Origin of the sequence: Streptomyces sp. NPDC057137, assembly GCF_042670825.1 — a bacterium.
In the GTDB taxonomy this organism is placed as follows: Bacteria; Actinomycetota; Actinomycetes; order Streptomycetales; family Streptomycetaceae; genus Streptomyces.
This window is the reverse complement of record NZ_JBHUUW010000114.1, coordinates 1-15,878: the sequence shown is the minus strand read 5'-3', so window position 1 is coordinate 15,878 and position 15,878 is coordinate 1. Positions and strand designations below refer to the sequence as shown.

Below are 15,878 nucleotides of genomic sequence, written 5' to 3'. Positions count from 1 at the left end.
GTCCGGCGGACGTCCCGGGAGGCCGGCTCCGTGTGTCAGCACCGCCCGCCCGCCGCCCGGCACCGACCCGGGGGACGACCGGACCCGACGACAGCCGTGCCCCGACGACCGCCGCGCCGGCCCGGCCCCGTCCAGGGCGTGACAGCCCCGCCCCGGCTCACGGCGTGACAGCCCCGCCCCGGCTCACGGCGTGACGGCGCCGCCCCGGCGGAGGACGGGCGCGCCCGCCTCGGGGGCGAAGGCCGACACATGACGCTCCGCCCACGCTTCGAAGGTCCCCGCCGGGTGTCCCGTCACCGCCCGGATCGTGTCCTCCGTACGCGTCTTGGCACCCTTCCGCAGCCGCAGCGCGCTCTCCAGCAGCGCCTCGACGACCGGCTCCGGATGGCGCCGGGCCAGCAGGGCGCGCGCCTCGTGCGGGCTCAGCTCCGCGAACCGCAGCGGCACGCCCAGCAGCCGGCTGAGCTGCTCCGTCTGTTCCACCGCGCTGATGGCGGCCGGACCGGTCAACGTGTAGGCGCGGCCCGCGTGCGCGTCCTCGGTCATCGCCCGCACGGCGATCCGCGCGATGTCCCGGGGATCCACGCAGGCGTTGGCGGCCGTGCCGTGGAGCGCGCGGACGACGCCCTCGGAGCGTATCGACCCCGCCCAGGACAGGGTGTTGGACATGAACGCGCGCGGGCGCAGCAGCGTCCACTCCATGCCGGAGGCGCGCAGCAGCTCCTCGTTGGCGCGCTGCCAGCGGGTGATGAGGTCCTCGGCCCGCGGGTCGAGAACGGCCGCCGCCGAGAGCTTCACCACGCGGCGTATCCCGGCCGCCCGCGCGGCTTTCAGGAACTGGGCGTCGTCGTCGCCGGCGACACGGTTGGTGACCAGGAACGCCGCCCGGACACCGGTCAGGGCCCGGGCCAGCGACCGCGGATCACGGTGGTCGCCGGTCACCGTCTCCACCGTCCGGCCGGGGTCGGTGACTCCGGCGGGGTCTCTGGCCATGACGCGTACGGGCAGATACGCGGGGAAGTGGCGGACCACTTCCCGTCCCACCGTCCCGGTGGCCCCGGTCACGAGAAACACCGTCCCCCTGTCCGGAACGCCCGTCGCGCGGCGGCGGCTCGCCCGCGCCCGTTCGTCCCTGCTCGTGCTGTCCGATGATCACATCCGCGGCCCTTTTTCGTGTCAATTTCGAGTAAATCCAAGACCCGTGCGCGGAAAGATGGCCGCTCAACAGTAAGATACATACTGGGCGGTTTTTTTGCTGGGGCCTCTGGGCTCATCTACGTGGAGGAGGCCGAAAATGGCAAAGCAGGAACGGGCAATCCGCACACGTCATTCCATCCTGTTGGCGGCGGCCAAGATCTTCGAGGCGCGGGGTTACCAGTCGGCGACCATCAACGAGATCCTCGCCGAGGCCGGCGTGACCAAGGGCGCCCTCTATTTCCACTTCCCGTCGAAGGAACATCTGGCCCAGGGCGTCCTGAGCGCGCAGGACCAGTCGCTCCCCGTACCGGAACGCCCCGCCAAAATCCAGCAGTTCGTGGACACGGTGCTCCTGCACGCCTACCGCCTCCAGACCGACCCCATGGTCCGGGCGGGGGTCAGGCTCTCGCTCGACCAGCAGGCCCAGGGGCTCGACCGCAGCGGCCCGTTCCTGCGCTGGGGCGAGATCGTCCGGGAACTGCTGGAGAAGGCCGAGGCGCAGGGCGAGTTGCTGCCCCACGTGAAGACCGGCGAGACCGCCGACGTCACGGTCGGGGGATTCGCCGGTGTCCAGGCCATGTCGCAGGCCATCTGCGACTACCAGGACCTGCTGGCCCGGACCTCCGCCCTGCTGCGGCACCTCCTGCCCAGTGTGGCGCTCTCCTCCGTGCTCACCTCCGTGGACCTCACCCCGAACCGGGGCAGGATCGTCTTCGACGAACAGGGCGGCCTCCTGGCCGACCAGCGGCAGGCGGTGAGCGTGGAGGGCTGACGACCCGCCCGCGCGGTCACGCCCGCTCCGTCACGCGTTTGCCGTCACCGCGGTGGCCCCGCCGAAGTAGGCGGAGAGGGCGGCGGTCAGCGCGTCACCGCCGGGCGCCCAGGCGATGTAACCGTCGGGCCGGACGAGTATCGCCTCGCAGGGAATCTCGGGTGTCGCCGCGGCGCGCACCACCCGCAGCAGCCCGGCCCAGCCTCGCGCCTCCCGGTCGTAGCCGCTCCCCTCCTGCTCCCCGAGCAGGAGCAGCAGCGGCCGGCCCTCCCGCAGCAGCCGGATCACATCGGTGGGGCCTTCCGGTGTCGTCAGACCGACATTGGGCAGAAACCTTCCTTCCCACGGGGAGGGCCGCGCCGAGCGCGCGGGCAGCACCGTGTCCTGCGCGCTGATCATGGAGCTGAGGACGCTGCTCTCCCCTCCCTGCGCCAGCAGCCGGCCGAACAGGTCGCGCAACGGGTCGAGTTCGGGGCCGGGGCGCATCAGGGCGACCTGGGCCCGGGTGTTGTCGATGACCCGCTGGGCCGCCCGCCGGCGCTCCTCGTCGTAGCTGTCGAGCAGCCCGCCGCCCGCGACACCCCGCACCGTGAGCGCGAGCTTCCACCCGAGGTTCACGGCGTCCAGCAGTCCGGTGCTCAGCCCCTGGCCGCCTATCGGGAAGTGCACATGCGCCGCGTCCCCCGCCAGGAGGACGCGCCCCGAACGGTAGGAGCGGGCGAGGCGGGAGAAGTCGCTGAATCTGCTCAGCCACCGGGGGGCGTCCATCGCGATCTCCGCCCCCGCTATCCACGAGACCTCGCGGCGCAACTCCTCCAGGGTGGGCGGCAGTCGGCGTTCGGCGTGGGCACCCGCGCAGTTCACCGTCCGCAGCCGCAGACGGCCACCGGGCACGTCCTTGGCCACGATCCAGCCGCGTGGGGTACGGCGCCACCCCTGCCCGAGGAGTCCGGCCTCGGCGAGGCGGACATCACCCGCCAGGGCGGAGACCGTCGCCGGATACGTCTGGGAGCTGAAATCCGCCTGCTCGCGCACCGTGCTGCGCGCGCCGTCCGCCCCCACCAGGTAGTCGGCCACGCAACTCAGCCTGCCGCGAGGCCCCTCCACCGTGACCCGGACCCCGCCGGGCTCCTGGTGCACCTCGGTCACCCGGTGGCCTCGCAGGATCCGCACACCGGCCACCAGGGCACGCCGCTCGAAGGCGCGCTCCAGCTCCTCCTGGGCGCATTTCAGTACGGGCTCCGGCTCCGTGGCCGGTACGGAGATGGCCAGCCCGGGGATTCCCGCGAAGTGGAAGGGAGTGCTCACCGTGGCGGCGCCGGCCCGGTTCCCGGCGCTCACGAGCCCTTCGAGATGGCCGCGCCGGACCAGGCACTGCACCGTACGCGCGTGCAGCGTGGTCGCCTTGGGCCGCCGGCAGATGGCCGTCGCCGCTTCGACGAGCAGGGTGTCCACCCCGTACCCCGCCAGCTCGGAGGCGACGACCATCCCCACCGGCCCCCCGCCCACGACCACCACCTGCGTCTGAACGTGTCTCGCCAGCTCCGCCATCCCGGACCTCCCCCGATTACGGACCAGAACCCGCCCCGCGCCTGCCCGCCGCCCACCGGACTCGCGAAAATATACCGGTTGGCCGGTTCTTTGTAACCCATTACCGTGCCAGGGCGCGACAGAGCAGCGGGACGGCTGGGAGGGGAGGCGCGGGACCGTGTCCGGCGGGAAGAGGCCAAAAACAGAACGATGGCCACGACCATCAGGTCGGGGCCATCGCATCCGTGTCGTCAAAGAGAGTGTCCGAGGGGGGACTTGAACCCCCACGCCCGATAAAGGGCACTAGCACCTCAAGCTAGCGCGTCTGCCATTCCGCCACCCGGACGAGTGGTCGAACCCCGGCGTTTCCGCCGTGGCGACGTAGTGAACGATACCAGGGCTCCGGGGTGCTCTTCACCCGCATATCCCGTGGTCCGGGGCGTGTGGTCCGGGGCGCACGGACCTGCTTCCACGGCGCGTACGCCCCGGCTCGGCCGTGGCTACTCCTTCGGCTCCTGCGAGATCCGGACCATGTTGCCCGAGGGGTCGCGGAACGCGCAGTCGCGTGGGCCCCAGGGCTGGTCGATGGGCTCCTGGAGCACCTCGGCGCCGGAGGCCCGGACCCGTTCGAAGGTGGCGTCGAGATCGTCGGTGCGGAAGACGGCCATGGTCAGGACGCCCTTGGTGAGCAGTTCCTGGAGGGCGTCGCCGTCGGCCTGGGCGCGGCCGGCGTGCGGTTCCGAGAGGACGATCTCAAGGCCGGGCTGGTCCGGGCTGCCGAGGGTGACCCAGCGGAAGCCGCCCGAGGCGACGTCGTTGCGTACTTCGAGGCCGAGCGCGTCGCGGTAGAAGGTGAGCGCCTCGTCCGGGTCGTTGACGGTGATGTGGCTGTACTGGAGTGCGATGGTCATGGGACCAACGCTAGGCGGCGGTCTCGCGGCCCGCTTCTCGGATCCTGCTCGGTGCGTCCCTGGTCGGGCGGGTGCGCACCTTCGCCACGCACGCGGGCATCGCCGTGACGGCGCCGTGCTCGCGGGCGGCGTACGCGCTGGGCGTCTCGCCCATGATCTCGGTGAAGCGCGAGCTGAACGAGCCGAGCGACGTACAGCCCACGGCCATGCACGCGTCGGTCACGCTCGTGCCCGCGCGCAGCAGCGCCATGGCCCGCTCGATGCGTCGGGTCATGAGGTAGCTGTACGGCGTCTCGCCGTAGGCCGCGCGGAACTGCCGGGAGAAGTGGGCCGGCGACATCAGGGCGTGCTGGGCCATCGTCGGCACGTCGAGCGGACGCGCGTACTCCCGGTCGATCAGATCTCGTGCCCGCCGCAGGTGCGCGAGGTTGGCGAGATCGTTCGAGTTCATGGTTACGACGCTACACCGGCGCACTGACAACGCCGCTGACCTGGGGGAATCGGCTGAGGAGGGGTCCGGGCGACCTCAGCCGATTCCGGTTCAGGGCCGTGCCGGGTTCAGCGTCACGGCATCAGGTGGTAATCCGGGAAGTTGCCCGGCGGGCGCTCCCCGGCCGGGCCGTTCGTGACCGCCTTGACCAGCAGTTCGCCGCCGACGAAGGCGCCCCGCCAGGAGTGGCCGAAGCCGCCGAACAGCTCTTCGCGGTCACCGCGTGAGCGCGGCTTGCCGTGGCCGACCTTGAAGGCGCGTATCTGGGGTGAGAGGCGCGCGTACGTCTCCGGGTCGTCGGTCGCCAGCGTCGCGGCCAGCGCGCCGTTGGAGGCGTTCATCGCGGCGAGGAGTTCCGCCTCGGTGTCGACCAGGACGATCGTGTCGACCGGGCCGAAGGGCTCCGCGTGGTGCAGCGGCGAGGACGGCGGCGGGTTGAGCAGCGTCACCGGCGCGAGATACGCGGAGGTGTCCTGGCCCGGCAGGAAGCGCCCGTCCGCGAGCGATCCGTGGTGGATGGGGACCGCGCCGCGGTCGATGGCCTCGGCCACCTGGTCGTCCAGCTCCTTGGCCTTGGCCGCGTTGATGAGCGGGCCGAAGTCCAGTTCGGGCAGCGGGTCCTCGGGGTGCTCGACGGCCAGGGGGTGACCCAGCCGGATGGAGCGTACGGCGGGCAGATACGCCGCGAGGAAGTCCGCGAAGAGCGAGCGCTGGACGACGAAGCGCGGGTACGCGGTGCACCGCTGCTTGCCGTAGTCGAACAGCTTGGGGATGACGGCGGTGAGCGCGTCCCAGTCGGTGTGGTTCCAGACGCCCCAGGTGTTGAGCCCCTCCTGTTCGAGGATGTGGCGCTTGCCCAGGTCGGCGACGGTGGTGGCGATCCGGGCGCCGGTGTCGCGGCCGCCGACGAAGGAGACGCAGCCGATCTCCGGGGAGCGGACCAGCGCCTCGGAGAGTTCCCCACCACTGCCGCTGACCAGGGTGATCGGCAGCCCTTCGCGGGCGGCGAGGGCGGAGGCGAGGGTGAGACAGGCGACGCCGCCGTCGGTGGGTGCCTTGGCGATCACCGCGTTGCCGGCCAGGGCCTGCACCAGCATGGCGTGGACCAGGACGGACATCGGGTAGTTCCAGCTGGCGATGTTGGAGACCGGGCCAGGCAGCGGGCTGCGGCCCTCCAGCATGGGCTCGACGCCGTCCACGTACCAGCGCACGCCGTCGATGGCGCGGTCGACGTCGGCCTGGGCGAGCCGCCAGGGCTTGCCGATCTCCCAGACGAGGAGGAGGGCGAGCAGTTCACGGTGTTCGGTCAGGGCGTCGAGCGTGGCGCCGACGCGGGCGCGGCGCTCGGACAGCGGGACATGGCGCCAGGCGCGGTGCTGGTCGAGCGAGGCGCGTACGGCCCGCTGGGCGGTGTCGGCGTCGAGCCGGGGCGGTCCGGCGATGGGGCTGCCGTCGACGGGGCTGTAGGCGGGGAGGGTACGGCCACCGGACTGCCAGGACGCGGACCAGAGGTTGAGGACGTGGTCGTCCCGGAAGGCCTCGGGCGCGACGGCGAGGCACTGCTGCCAGGCGTCGGACCAGGCCGTGCCCGGCTTCAGGATGAGGGTGGGTGCCATGGGGTCTTCTCCGCTCGTAATGGGGCGGGGCGCGTGAGCGCGGTTGTCGGACGAGGTGCACGGGTCGTCCGGTATGGCGGTGTGGTGCGGTGGTGCTGTGCTGCGGTGTGGTGCGGTGGACCTGTTGTTCTGACCGGGCCCGCCCGGCCGGCCGGTTCGTCCTCAGACGCCGGACGGGCTGGGGGTGGCCGCCGGACGGGCCTGCGCCCCGCCCTCAGGCGCCGGGCAGGCTTGGCGAGCCCGCCCGGCCGCCGAGGCCGGAACGGCGTCGTGCGACCGACCGGGGACGCCGGAGGTCGCCCGTCACCGGCCGAGGACGGATCCCTCGTCCCGCGACCGGGAACAGAACCGCGCCGACAGCCGGGCCGGCCCTTGAGGACTCGCGCCGTCGTTCGGCTCAGGCGCTGATCGCGATCCTGTCGAGCACCAGACGCGCCGTCTCCGAGGGCGTCGAGCCGACACGCACGCCCGCCGCTTCGAGCGCCTTCTTCTTCGCCTCCGCGGTGCCCGACGAGCCGGAGACGATCGCTCCGGCGTGGCCCATCGTCTTGCCCTCGGGCGCGGTGAAGCCGGCGATGTAGCCGACCACCGGCTTCGTCACGTGCTCGGCGATGTACGCCGCCGCCCGCTCCTCCGCGTCGCCGCCGATCTCCCCGATGAGCACGATGAGTTCGGTGTCCGGGTCGGCCTCGAAGGCGGCGAGCGCGTCGATGTGCGTCGTGCCGACGACGGGGTCTCCGCCGATGCCGACCGCCGATGAGAAGCCGATCTCGCGCAGCTCGTACATCAACTGGTACGTCAGCGTGCCCGACTTGGAGACCAGCCCGATCTTGCCGGGCTTGGTGGCGATGTCGGCCGGGATGATGCCGGCGTTGGACTGTCCGGGGCTGATGAGCCCGGGGCAGTTGGGCCCGATGATCCGGGTGTCCGTCTTTTCAGCGTACGCCTGGAAGACGACCGCGTCATGGACGGGGATGCCCTCGGTGATGACGACGGCGAGGCCGATGCCCGCGTCCACCGCCTCCATGACCGCCGCCTTCGCGAACGGCGGTGGCACGAAGACGACGGTGACGTCCGCGCCGGTCGCCGCGATGGCGTCGGCGACGGAGCCGAAGACGGGGACCGCCCGGCCGTCGAAGTCGACGCTCCGGCCCGCCTTGCGGGGGTTGACGCCGCCGACGACGTCGGTGCCGGCCTCCAGCATGCGGCGGGTGTGCTTCATGCCCTCGGCGCCGGTCATGCCCTGGACGAGGACCTTGCTCTCCTTGGTCAGGAAGATCGCCATTGCTTTGCTCCTTATCCGGCGTTCGCGAGTACGGCGGACTGGCGCGCGGCGCCGTCCATGGTCGTGACCTGCTCCACGAGCGGATGCGCACGGTCGGCGAGGATCGCGCGGCCCCGGGCGGCGTTGTTGCCGTCGAGGCGTACGACGAGCGGTTTGGTCAGCCGGACGGTCTCCAGGGCCTGGACGATGCCGTCGGCGACGGCGTCGCAGGCGGTGATCCCGCCGAAGACGTTGACGAACACGGACTTCACGTCGGGGTCGGACAGGATGACGGAGAGTCCGTCGGCCATGACCTGCGCCGAGGCGCCGCCCCCGATGTCGAGGAAGTTGGCGGGGCGGGCGCCGCAGCCGGCGACGACGTCGAGGGTCGACATGACGAGCCCCGCGCCGTTGCCGATGATGCCGACCTCGCCGTCGAGCTTGACGTAGTTGAGGCCCTTGGCGGCCGCCGCCGCCTCCAGCGGGTCGGCGCCCGGGTCCTGCTGGTCGTCGCCCCAACGGCTCTGGCGGAACCGGGCGTTGTCGTCCAGGGTCACTTTTCCGTCAAGTGCGAGGATGCGGCCTTCCGTTGTCCTGACGAGCGGGTTGACCTCGACGAGCAGGGCGTCCTCCCTGACCAGGACCTGCCAGAGGGATTCGAGTACGGGGGCGGTCTCCGGGGGCAGTTGGGCGGCGGCCGCGATCTCCGCCGCCTTGGCCGCCGTGACGCCCTCGGCCGGGTCGATGGGGATCCGTGCCACCGCCTCGGGGCGGGTGGCCGCCACCTCCTCGATGTCCATGCCGCCTTCGGCGGACGCGATCGCGAGGAAGGTCCCCGCGGCGCGGTCGAGCACATAGCTGACGTAGAACTCGGTCTCGATGTCCACCGGTTGGGCCAGCATCACCGTACGGACGGTGTGGCCCTTGATGTCCATCCCGAGTATCTGGCGAGCGGTCAGTTCCGCCGCGGCCGGGTCGGCCGCGAGCTTCACTCCGCCGGCCTTGCCCCGGCCTCCGGTCTTCACCTGTGCCTTGACGACGACCCGGCCGCCGAGCCGTTCGGCCGCGAACGCGGCCTCCCTCGCGAACTCGACGGTTTCGGCCTCCGGCACGGCGATGCCGTACTCCGCGAACAGGTCTCTGGCTTGGTGCTCGTACAGATCCATGCCGGCTCCCACTGCAACAGAAAGGAATGAAAGTGCCGCACGCCCCCTGGACACCACCCGCCGAATGCGGGATAACAAGCTTCATACAGTATTCGTAGACTGTATGCAATCCATCGCGGGAGTACTCGGGCGCACCCACAAGAGCCCCCGGCCTCCCCTACGAAGGGACAAGACAACCTCATGCCCGACGACAGCCAGGAACTCATCTCCGGTGGTCATCTGGTCGCCAAGGCACTCAAGGCAGAAGGTGTCGAGGTCATCTACACACTCTGTGGCGGCCACATCATCGACATCTACGACGGCTGCGTCGACGAGGGCATCGAAGTCGTCGACGTACGCCACGAGCAGGTCGCCGCCCACGCCGCCGACGGTTACGCGCGCATCACCGGCAAGCCCGGCTGCGCCGTCGTCACCGCCGGACCGGGCACGACCGACGCCGTCACCGGTGTCGCCAACGCGTTCCGTGCCGAGTCACCCATGCTGCTCATCGGCGGCCAGGGCGCGCTCACCCAGCACAAGATGGGTTCGCTCCAGGACCTGCCGCACGTGGACATGATGACGCCGATCACCAAGTTCGCGGCGACCGTCCCCGACACGGCCCGCGCGGCCGACATGGTCTCCATGGCCTTCCGCGAGTGCTACAACGGCGCTCCCGGTCCGTCCTTCCTGGAGATTCCGCGCGATGTCCTCGACGCGAAGGTCCCGGTCGACAAAGCACGCGTACCCAAGGCCGGCCAGTACCGGGCCTCGACCCGTTCGGCCGGTGACCCCGCGGCCATCGAGAAGCTCGCCGATCTGCTGGTGCACGCCGAGAAGCCGGCGATCCTGCTCGGCAGCCAGGTGTGGACCACCCGGGCCACGGACGACGCCATCGAACTCGTACGGACGCTGAACGTACCCGCGTACATGAACGGCGCGGGGCGAGGCACGCTGCCTCCCGGCGACCCGCACCACTTCCAGCTCTCCCGGCGCTACGCCTTCACCAACGCCGACCTCATCATCATCGTCGGCACCCCCTTCGACTTCCGGATGGGTTACGGCAAGCGGCTCTCGCCCGACGCCACGGTCGTCCAGATCGACCTCGACTACCGCACCGTCGGCAAGAACCGCGACATCGACCTCGGCATCGTCGGCGACGCCGGCCTCGTCCTGAAGTCGGTCACCGAGGCGGCGAGCGGCCGGATCAACGGCGGCTCCGTCAAGCGCAAGGCGTGGCTGGAGGAGCTGCGCGCCGCCGAGCAGACGGCGATCGAGAAGCGGCTGCCGAATCTCAAGAAGGACAGCTCGCCGATCCACCCCTACCGCCTGGTCAGCGAGATCAACGACTTCCTCACCGAGGACTCGATCTACATCGGCGACGGCGGCGACATCGTCACCTTCTCCGGCCAGGTCGTACAGCCCAAGTCGCCGGGCCACTGGATGGACCCGGGCCCGCTCGGCACGCTCGGCGTCGGCATCCCCTTCGTCCTCGCGGCGAAGAAGGCACGGCCGGACAAGGAGGTCGTGGCGCTCTTCGGCGACGGCGCCTTCTCCCTGACCGGCTGGGACTTCGAGACGCTGGTCCGCTACAACCTGCCGTTCGTCGGCATCGTCGGCAACAACTCGTCGATGAACCAGATCCGTTACGGCCAGAAGGCCAAGTACGGCGACGAGCGCGAGCGGGTCGGCAACACCCTCGGCGACGTCCACTACGACAAGTTCGCCCAGATGCTGGGCGGTTACGGCGAAGAGGTCCGGGACCCGGCCGACATCGCGCCCGCGCTCCAGCGGGCCCGCGAGTCCGGACTGCCCTCGCTGATCAACGTCTGGGTCGACCCCGACGCGTACGCCCCCGGAACCATGAACCAGACCATGTACAAGTAAGGGAGGCCATGATGACCCAGGCTGTGGAAGCCCCGGAGAACTCCCCCGACGCCGCGAGCCCGCAGGCCCTGAGCGGCGTCCGTGTCCTCGACATGACGCATGTGCAGTCCGGTCCCTCGGCCACCCAGATCCTCGCCTGGCTCGGTGCGGACGTGGTGAAGGTGGAGGCGCCGACGGGAGACATCACCCGTAAGCAGCTGCGCGACATCCCCGATGTCGACTCGCTGTACTTCACGATGCTCAACTGCAACAAGCGCAGCGTCACGCTCAACACCAAGACCGAGCGCGGCAAGGAGATCCTCACCGAACTCATCCGCCGCTCCGACGTGATGGTCGAGAACTTCGGCCCCGGCGCGGTCGACCGGATGGGATTCACCTGGGAGAAGATCCAGGAGATCAACCCGAAGATCGTGTACGCCTCGATCAAGGGCTTCGGCGAGGGCCCGTACACCAACTTCAAGGCGTACGAGGTCGTCGCGCAGGCGATGGGCGGCTCGATGTCGACCACCGGCTTCGAGGACGGCCCGCCGCTCGCGACGGGCTCGCAGATCGGCGACTCCGGCACCGGTATGCACGCGGTGGCAGCCATCCTGGCCGCGCTCTACCAGCGCACCGCCACCGGGCGCGGACAGCGTGTGAACGTCGCGATGCAGCACGCGGTGCTCAACCTCTGCCGGGTCAAGCTCCGCGACCAGCAGCGCCTGTCGCACGGCCCGTTGGCCGAGTACCCGAACGAGGACTTCGGCGACGCGGTCCCGCGCTCCGGCAACGCGAGCGGCGGCGGTCAGCCCGGCTGGGCGGTCAAGTGCGCGCCCGGCGGCCCCAACGACTACGTGTACGTGATCGTGCAGCCGGTCGGCTGGAAGCCCGTCAGCGAGCTGATCGGCCGGCCCGAACTGGCCGACGACCCCGACTGGGCGACCCCCGAGGCCCGCCTCACCAAGCTGGGCAAGATGTTCCAGCTCATCGAGGAGTGGACCTCCACCATCCCCAAGTGGGAAGTGCTGGAGAAGCTCAACGCGCACAACATCCCGTGCGGCCCGATCCTCTCCACCAAGGAGATCATCGAGGACGAATCGCTCGCGGCCAACGAGATGGTCGTCGAGGTCGCGCATCCGCAGCGCGGGACCTTCACCACGGTCGGGAGCCCGCTGAAGCTCTCCGACTCCCCCGTCACCATCACCGCATCTCCGCTGCTCGGTGAGCACAACGCGGAGGTGTACGTCGGCGAGCTGGGTCTCGGCGACGAGGAACTGCGCCTGTTGAAGACGAACGGAGTCATCTAGTGGCGGACAGCCATCAGTTCACGCCCGACAAGGACAACGTCGACGCGATCATCAAGGCCGCGCTGGCACAGGGGCGTACCTCACTCACCGCGCCCGAGGGCAAGGCGGTGACGGACGCCTACGGCATCCCGACGCCGGGTGAGGCGCTCGCGGAGTCGGCGGACGACGCCGTGGCCGTGGCGGCCCGGCTCGGATTCCCGGTGGCGATGAAGATCGTCTCGCCGGAGATCCTGCACAAGACGGACGCGGGCGGCGTGCAGATCGGCGTCAAGTCGGCGGCCGAGGTGCGGGCGGCGTTCACCACGATCGTCTCCAACGCCCGGAAGTACGACCCGAAGGCGCAGATCCTCGGCGTCCAGGTGCAGCAGATGGTGCCCGCGGGCACCGAGATCCTGATCGGGACCGTCACCGACCCCACCTTCGGCAAGGTCGTGGCCTTCGGCCTCGGCGGTGTCCTGGTGGAGGTCCTGAAGGACGTCACCTTCCGGCTCGCGCCGGCCACCAAGGACGACGCGCTGTCCATGCTGGACGGCATCCGGGCCGCCGAGATCCTGCGCGGTGTACGGGGCGGCGCGGCCGTCGACCGTGACGCGCTGGCCGATCTCGTGGTGCGGGTCTCGCAGTTGGCGGCCGACTTCCCGAACATCGCGGAGGTGGACCTCAACCCGGTCTTCGCCTCCGAGAACGGGGTCATGGCGGCCGACGTACGGATCCTGCTCACCGACGAGCTGCCGGTCGCACGGCGTACCTACTCGCGCGAGGAGATCCTGATCTCCATGCGCCGGCTCATGGAGCCGCGTTCGGTGGCGGTGATCGGTGCCTCCAACGAGGACGGCAAGATCGGCAATTCGGTCATGCGCAACCTCATCGACGGAGGTTTCGCCGGCGAGATCTATCCGGTCAACCCCAAAGCCGATGACATACTCGGCCGTAAGGCGTACAAGAGCGTGATGGATGTTCCCGGTGAGCCTGATGTGGCGATATTCGCGATTCCCGCGAAGTTCGTCGCCACGGCGCTCACCGAGGTCGGCCGCAAGAACATCCCCAACGCCGTCCTGATCCCCTCCGGTTTCGCCGAGACCGGCGAGCACGAACTCCAGCAGGAGATCGTGACGATCGCCGAGGAGAGCGGGATCCGGCTGCTCGGGCCGAACATCTACGGCTACTACTCCACCTGGCAGGACCTCTGCGCCACGTTCTGCACCCCGTACGACGTCAAGGGCGGCGTGGCGCTGACCTCGCAGTCCGGCGGCATCGGGATGGCGATCCTCGGCTTCGCGAGGACCACCAGGACGGGTGTGTCGGCCATCGTCGGACTCGGCAACAAGTCGGACCTCGACGAGGACGACCTGCTGACCTGGTTCGGTGAGGACGACAACACCGACTGCATCGCGATGCACCTGGAGGACCTCAAGGACGGCCGCGCCTTCGTGGCCGCGGCGCGCGCCACCGTACCGAAGAAGCCGGTGGTGGTCCTCAAGGCCGGGCGTACGGCGGCCGGCGCGAAGGCGGCGGGCTCGCACACCGGGGCCCTCGCGGGCGACGACGCGGTGTACGAGGACATCTTGAAGCAGTCCGGTGTCATCAGGGCGCCGGGGCTGAGCGAGATGCTGGAGTACGCGCGCGGGCTGCCCGTACTACCCACCCCCAAGGGCGACAACATCGTCATCATCACGGGCGCCGGCGGCTCGGGTGTGCTGCTGTCGGACGCGATCGTGGACAACGGCCTGTCGCTGATGGAGATCCCGCCGGACCTGGACGAGGCGTTCCGCGCCTTCATCCCGCCCTTCGGGGCGGCGGGCAACCCGGTGGACATCACGGGCGGCGAACCGCCGTCGACGTACGAGGCCACGATCCGGCTCGGGTTGGAGGATCCCCGGATCCACTCCCTCGTCCTGGGCTACTGGCACACGATCGTCACCCCGCCGATGGTTTTCGCCGAGCTGACGGCGCGGGTGGTGGCCGAGTTCAAGGAACGCGGCATCGAGAAGCCCGTGGTGGCGTCGCTGGCAGGCGACGTCGAGGTGGAGGCGGCATGCCAGTACCTCTACGAACGGGGCGTCGTGGCGTACCCGTACACCACGGAGAAGCCGGTCGAGGTGCTCGGCGCGAAGTATCGCTGGGCACGGGCGGCGGGGCTGCTGTGAGAGACGGACAGCGGCCGGGCTCTGTGATCGCCGCACCGATCGCGCGGCTGTGGGGAGGCACCGGATGAGCTGACGGTGCGACCCAGGGGGCCTGTGGATTCCGCTCATCGCAGGCCCCCCGCACGAAGAGAACGGACAGGGGGCGCTGGCCTGACTTCTTCGACGCAAGGGGTTCGATCGACAATGGCGACAACTGACATCTCCGCTTCTGTCCCCTACCAGGAGGTGACGGACCGGAACGGCCGGGTCTACCGGATCGGGCAGTCCGACCGGCAGATCATGGGCCGGCCGCGATGGACGATGGTGCTCTTCCCGTGGATCGGGATGATGGGGATCAGTTCCTCGGAGTACGCGTTCACCTCGGCCGAGGACACACTCCACACGGCACACGCGTGGAGCAGCGGGCACATCTTCTGGCTGATGGGTGTCTGGATCTTCTTCCAGGCGGCCGTGGCCTTCCCCGCGGGGCAGCTCCGTGAGAGCGGCAGGCTGCCCGCCCGCTACGCGATGATGCTCGGCGCGCTCGGCACGCTGCTGGGCTACCTCTCCCTGGCCTACGCGCCGCACGTGATCGTGGCGTACATAGGCTTCGGTATGTTCAGCGGTATCGGCGCGGGTCTCGTCTACGCGACCTGCGTGAACATGGTCGGCAAGTGGTATCCGGAGCGCAAGGGAGGCAAGACCGGCCTCGTCAACGGCGGTTTCGCCTACGGCTCGGTGCCCTTCGTCTTCCTGTTCAGCACCTACATGGACCTCAGCAACTACCAGGGCGTACTCGTCTTCGTGGGTGTGGTCTGCTGCGTGATGGTGGCCGTCGCGGGCTGGTTCTTCAAGGACCCGCCGAAGTTCTGGTGGCCCGAGGGCGCCGACCCGCTGAAGGTCTCCGACGACCCGAGGATCCGGCGTGCGCTGGAGAAGAACCCGCCGGCCGTCAAGCAGTACACACCGAAGGAAGCGGCGCGGGTCCCGGTCCTGTGGATGATGTGGTTCTGCCTGCTCTGCACGGCGGGCATCAACATCTTCGGTATCGCGATGCAGGTGCCGTTCGGTAAGGAAATGGGCTTCGCCGGCGGGATCGTGGCCACGGCCATGTCGCTGAAGGCCATCGTGAACGGCACGGGACGCGGTGTCATCGGCTGGATATCCGACAAGGTGGGCCGCCGCCAGACACTGATCTTCGTCTGTCTGGTCCTGGGCATGTCGCAGTTCGGCGTGCTTGCTTCGGGATCGATCGGCAACATGCCGCTGTTCCTGATCTGCTCGATGATCTCCGGCTTCGGCGGTGGCGCGATCTTCCCGCTGTTCGCGGCCATGACGGCGGACTACTTCGGCGAGAACAACAACGCGTCGAACTACGGCATGGTCTACAGCTCCAAGCTCATCTCCGGACTCGTCGGTGCCGGTGTGGGTGGAGTCGTGGTGAGCAACTGGGGTTACAACACGGCGTTCATCATCGCCGGTGGTGTCGGACTGTTCTCGGCGTGCCTCGCGACCTTCCTGAAGGCGCCGGGCAGGCCCGACATCAAGAAGATCCAGGCGAATCCGAATCCGATCGGGCGGGAGGACGCCTGAGCGGGTCGGAGAACCGCTGACGCACAGACGGCGGCTCCCCGTACGGCCAACAGCCGTACGGGGA

General features: G+C 69.8%; 12 protein-coding genes and 1 tRNA gene. 5 read left to right on the top strand and 8 right to left on the bottom strand.

Features of this window, described 5'->3' with window-relative positions; all coding sequences use genetic code 11:
• Positions 1-183 precede the first annotated feature (183 nt).
• On the bottom strand, positions 184-1,074 hold the full coding sequence (locus tag ACFT9I_RS39085) for an NAD(P)H-binding protein (RefSeq protein WP_382572407.1): 891 nt from the start codon (positions 1,072-1,074) through the stop codon (positions 184-186).
• A gap of 220 nt (positions 1,075-1,294) precedes the next feature.
• Between ACFT9I_RS39085 and ACFT9I_RS39080 the strand changes: the two genes are divergently transcribed.
• Positions 1,295-1,969, top strand: a complete 675-nt coding sequence (locus ACFT9I_RS39080) for a ScbR family autoregulator-binding transcription factor (protein WP_382572405.1) — start codon at positions 1,295-1,297, stop codon at positions 1,967-1,969.
• Between the two features lie 30 nt (positions 1,970-1,999).
• Here the strand turns inward: ACFT9I_RS39080 and ACFT9I_RS39075 are convergent, their stop codons facing one another.
• The 7 genes from ACFT9I_RS39075 to sucC form a co-directional block, all read right to left on the bottom strand.
• The gene (locus ACFT9I_RS39075; protein ID WP_382572403.1) at positions 2,000-3,520 is read right to left on the bottom strand and encodes an FAD-dependent monooxygenase; all 1,521 of its coding nucleotides are present in this window, start codon (positions 3,518-3,520) and stop codon (positions 2,000-2,002) included.
• Positions 3,521-3,760: 240 nt separating this feature from the next.
• Positions 3,761-3,845, bottom strand: a tRNA-Leu gene (locus ACFT9I_RS39070).
• A gap of 154 nt (positions 3,846-3,999) precedes the next feature.
• On the bottom strand, positions 4,000-4,410 hold the full coding sequence (locus ACFT9I_RS39065) for a VOC family protein (protein ID WP_382572402.1): 411 nt from the start codon (positions 4,408-4,410) through the stop codon (positions 4,000-4,002).
• Positions 4,411-4,420: 10 nt separating this feature from the next.
• The gene (locus tag ACFT9I_RS39060; protein ID WP_382572401.1) at positions 4,421-4,861 is read right to left on the bottom strand and encodes a helix-turn-helix transcriptional regulator; all 441 of its coding nucleotides are present in this window, start codon (positions 4,859-4,861) and stop codon (positions 4,421-4,423) included.
• Between the two features lie 113 nt (positions 4,862-4,974).
• Positions 4,975-6,516, bottom strand: a complete 1,542-nt coding sequence (locus ACFT9I_RS39055) for an aldehyde dehydrogenase family protein (protein WP_382572399.1) — start codon at positions 6,514-6,516, stop codon at positions 4,975-4,977.
• Positions 6,517-6,913: 397 nt separating this feature from the next.
• Positions 6,914-7,801: a succinate--CoA ligase subunit alpha gene (gene sucD, locus ACFT9I_RS39050; protein ID WP_382572398.1), complete on the bottom strand. Its 888-nt coding sequence runs from the start codon at positions 7,799-7,801 to the stop codon at positions 6,914-6,916.
• A gap of 11 nt (positions 7,802-7,812) precedes the next feature.
• Complete coding sequence (sucC, locus tag ACFT9I_RS39045) at positions 7,813-8,946, bottom strand: ADP-forming succinate--CoA ligase subunit beta (RefSeq protein ID WP_382572397.1); 1,134 nt, start codon at positions 8,944-8,946, stop codon at positions 7,813-7,815.
• A gap of 180 nt (positions 8,947-9,126) precedes the next feature.
• On the opposite strand from sucC, the gene ACFT9I_RS39040 reads away from it, so the two are divergent.
• The 4 genes from ACFT9I_RS39040 (at position 9,127) to ACFT9I_RS39025 (ending at position 15,814) form a co-directional block, all read left to right on the top strand.
• Complete coding sequence (locus ACFT9I_RS39040) at positions 9,127-10,809, top strand: thiamine pyrophosphate-binding protein (RefSeq protein WP_382572395.1); 1,683 nt, start codon at positions 9,127-9,129, stop codon at positions 10,807-10,809.
• 11 nt (positions 10,810-10,820) lie between these two features.
• Positions 10,821-12,095, top strand: a complete 1,275-nt coding sequence (gene frc / locus ACFT9I_RS39035; RefSeq protein WP_382572394.1) for a formyl-CoA transferase — start codon at positions 10,821-10,823, stop codon at positions 12,093-12,095.
• Positions 12,096-12,142: 47 nt separating this feature from the next.
• The gene (locus ACFT9I_RS39030) at positions 12,143-14,242 is read left to right on the top strand and encodes an acetate--CoA ligase family protein (protein ID WP_382572408.1); all 2,100 of its coding nucleotides are present in this window, start codon (positions 12,143-12,145) and stop codon (positions 14,240-14,242) included.
• A 183-nt stretch (positions 14,243-14,425) separates the two neighbouring features.
• On the top strand, positions 14,426-15,814 hold the full coding sequence (locus ACFT9I_RS39025) for an OFA family MFS transporter (RefSeq protein ID WP_382572393.1): 1,389 nt from the start codon (positions 14,426-14,428) through the stop codon (positions 15,812-15,814).
• The last annotated feature ends 64 nt before the right edge of the window (positions 15,815-15,878 follow it).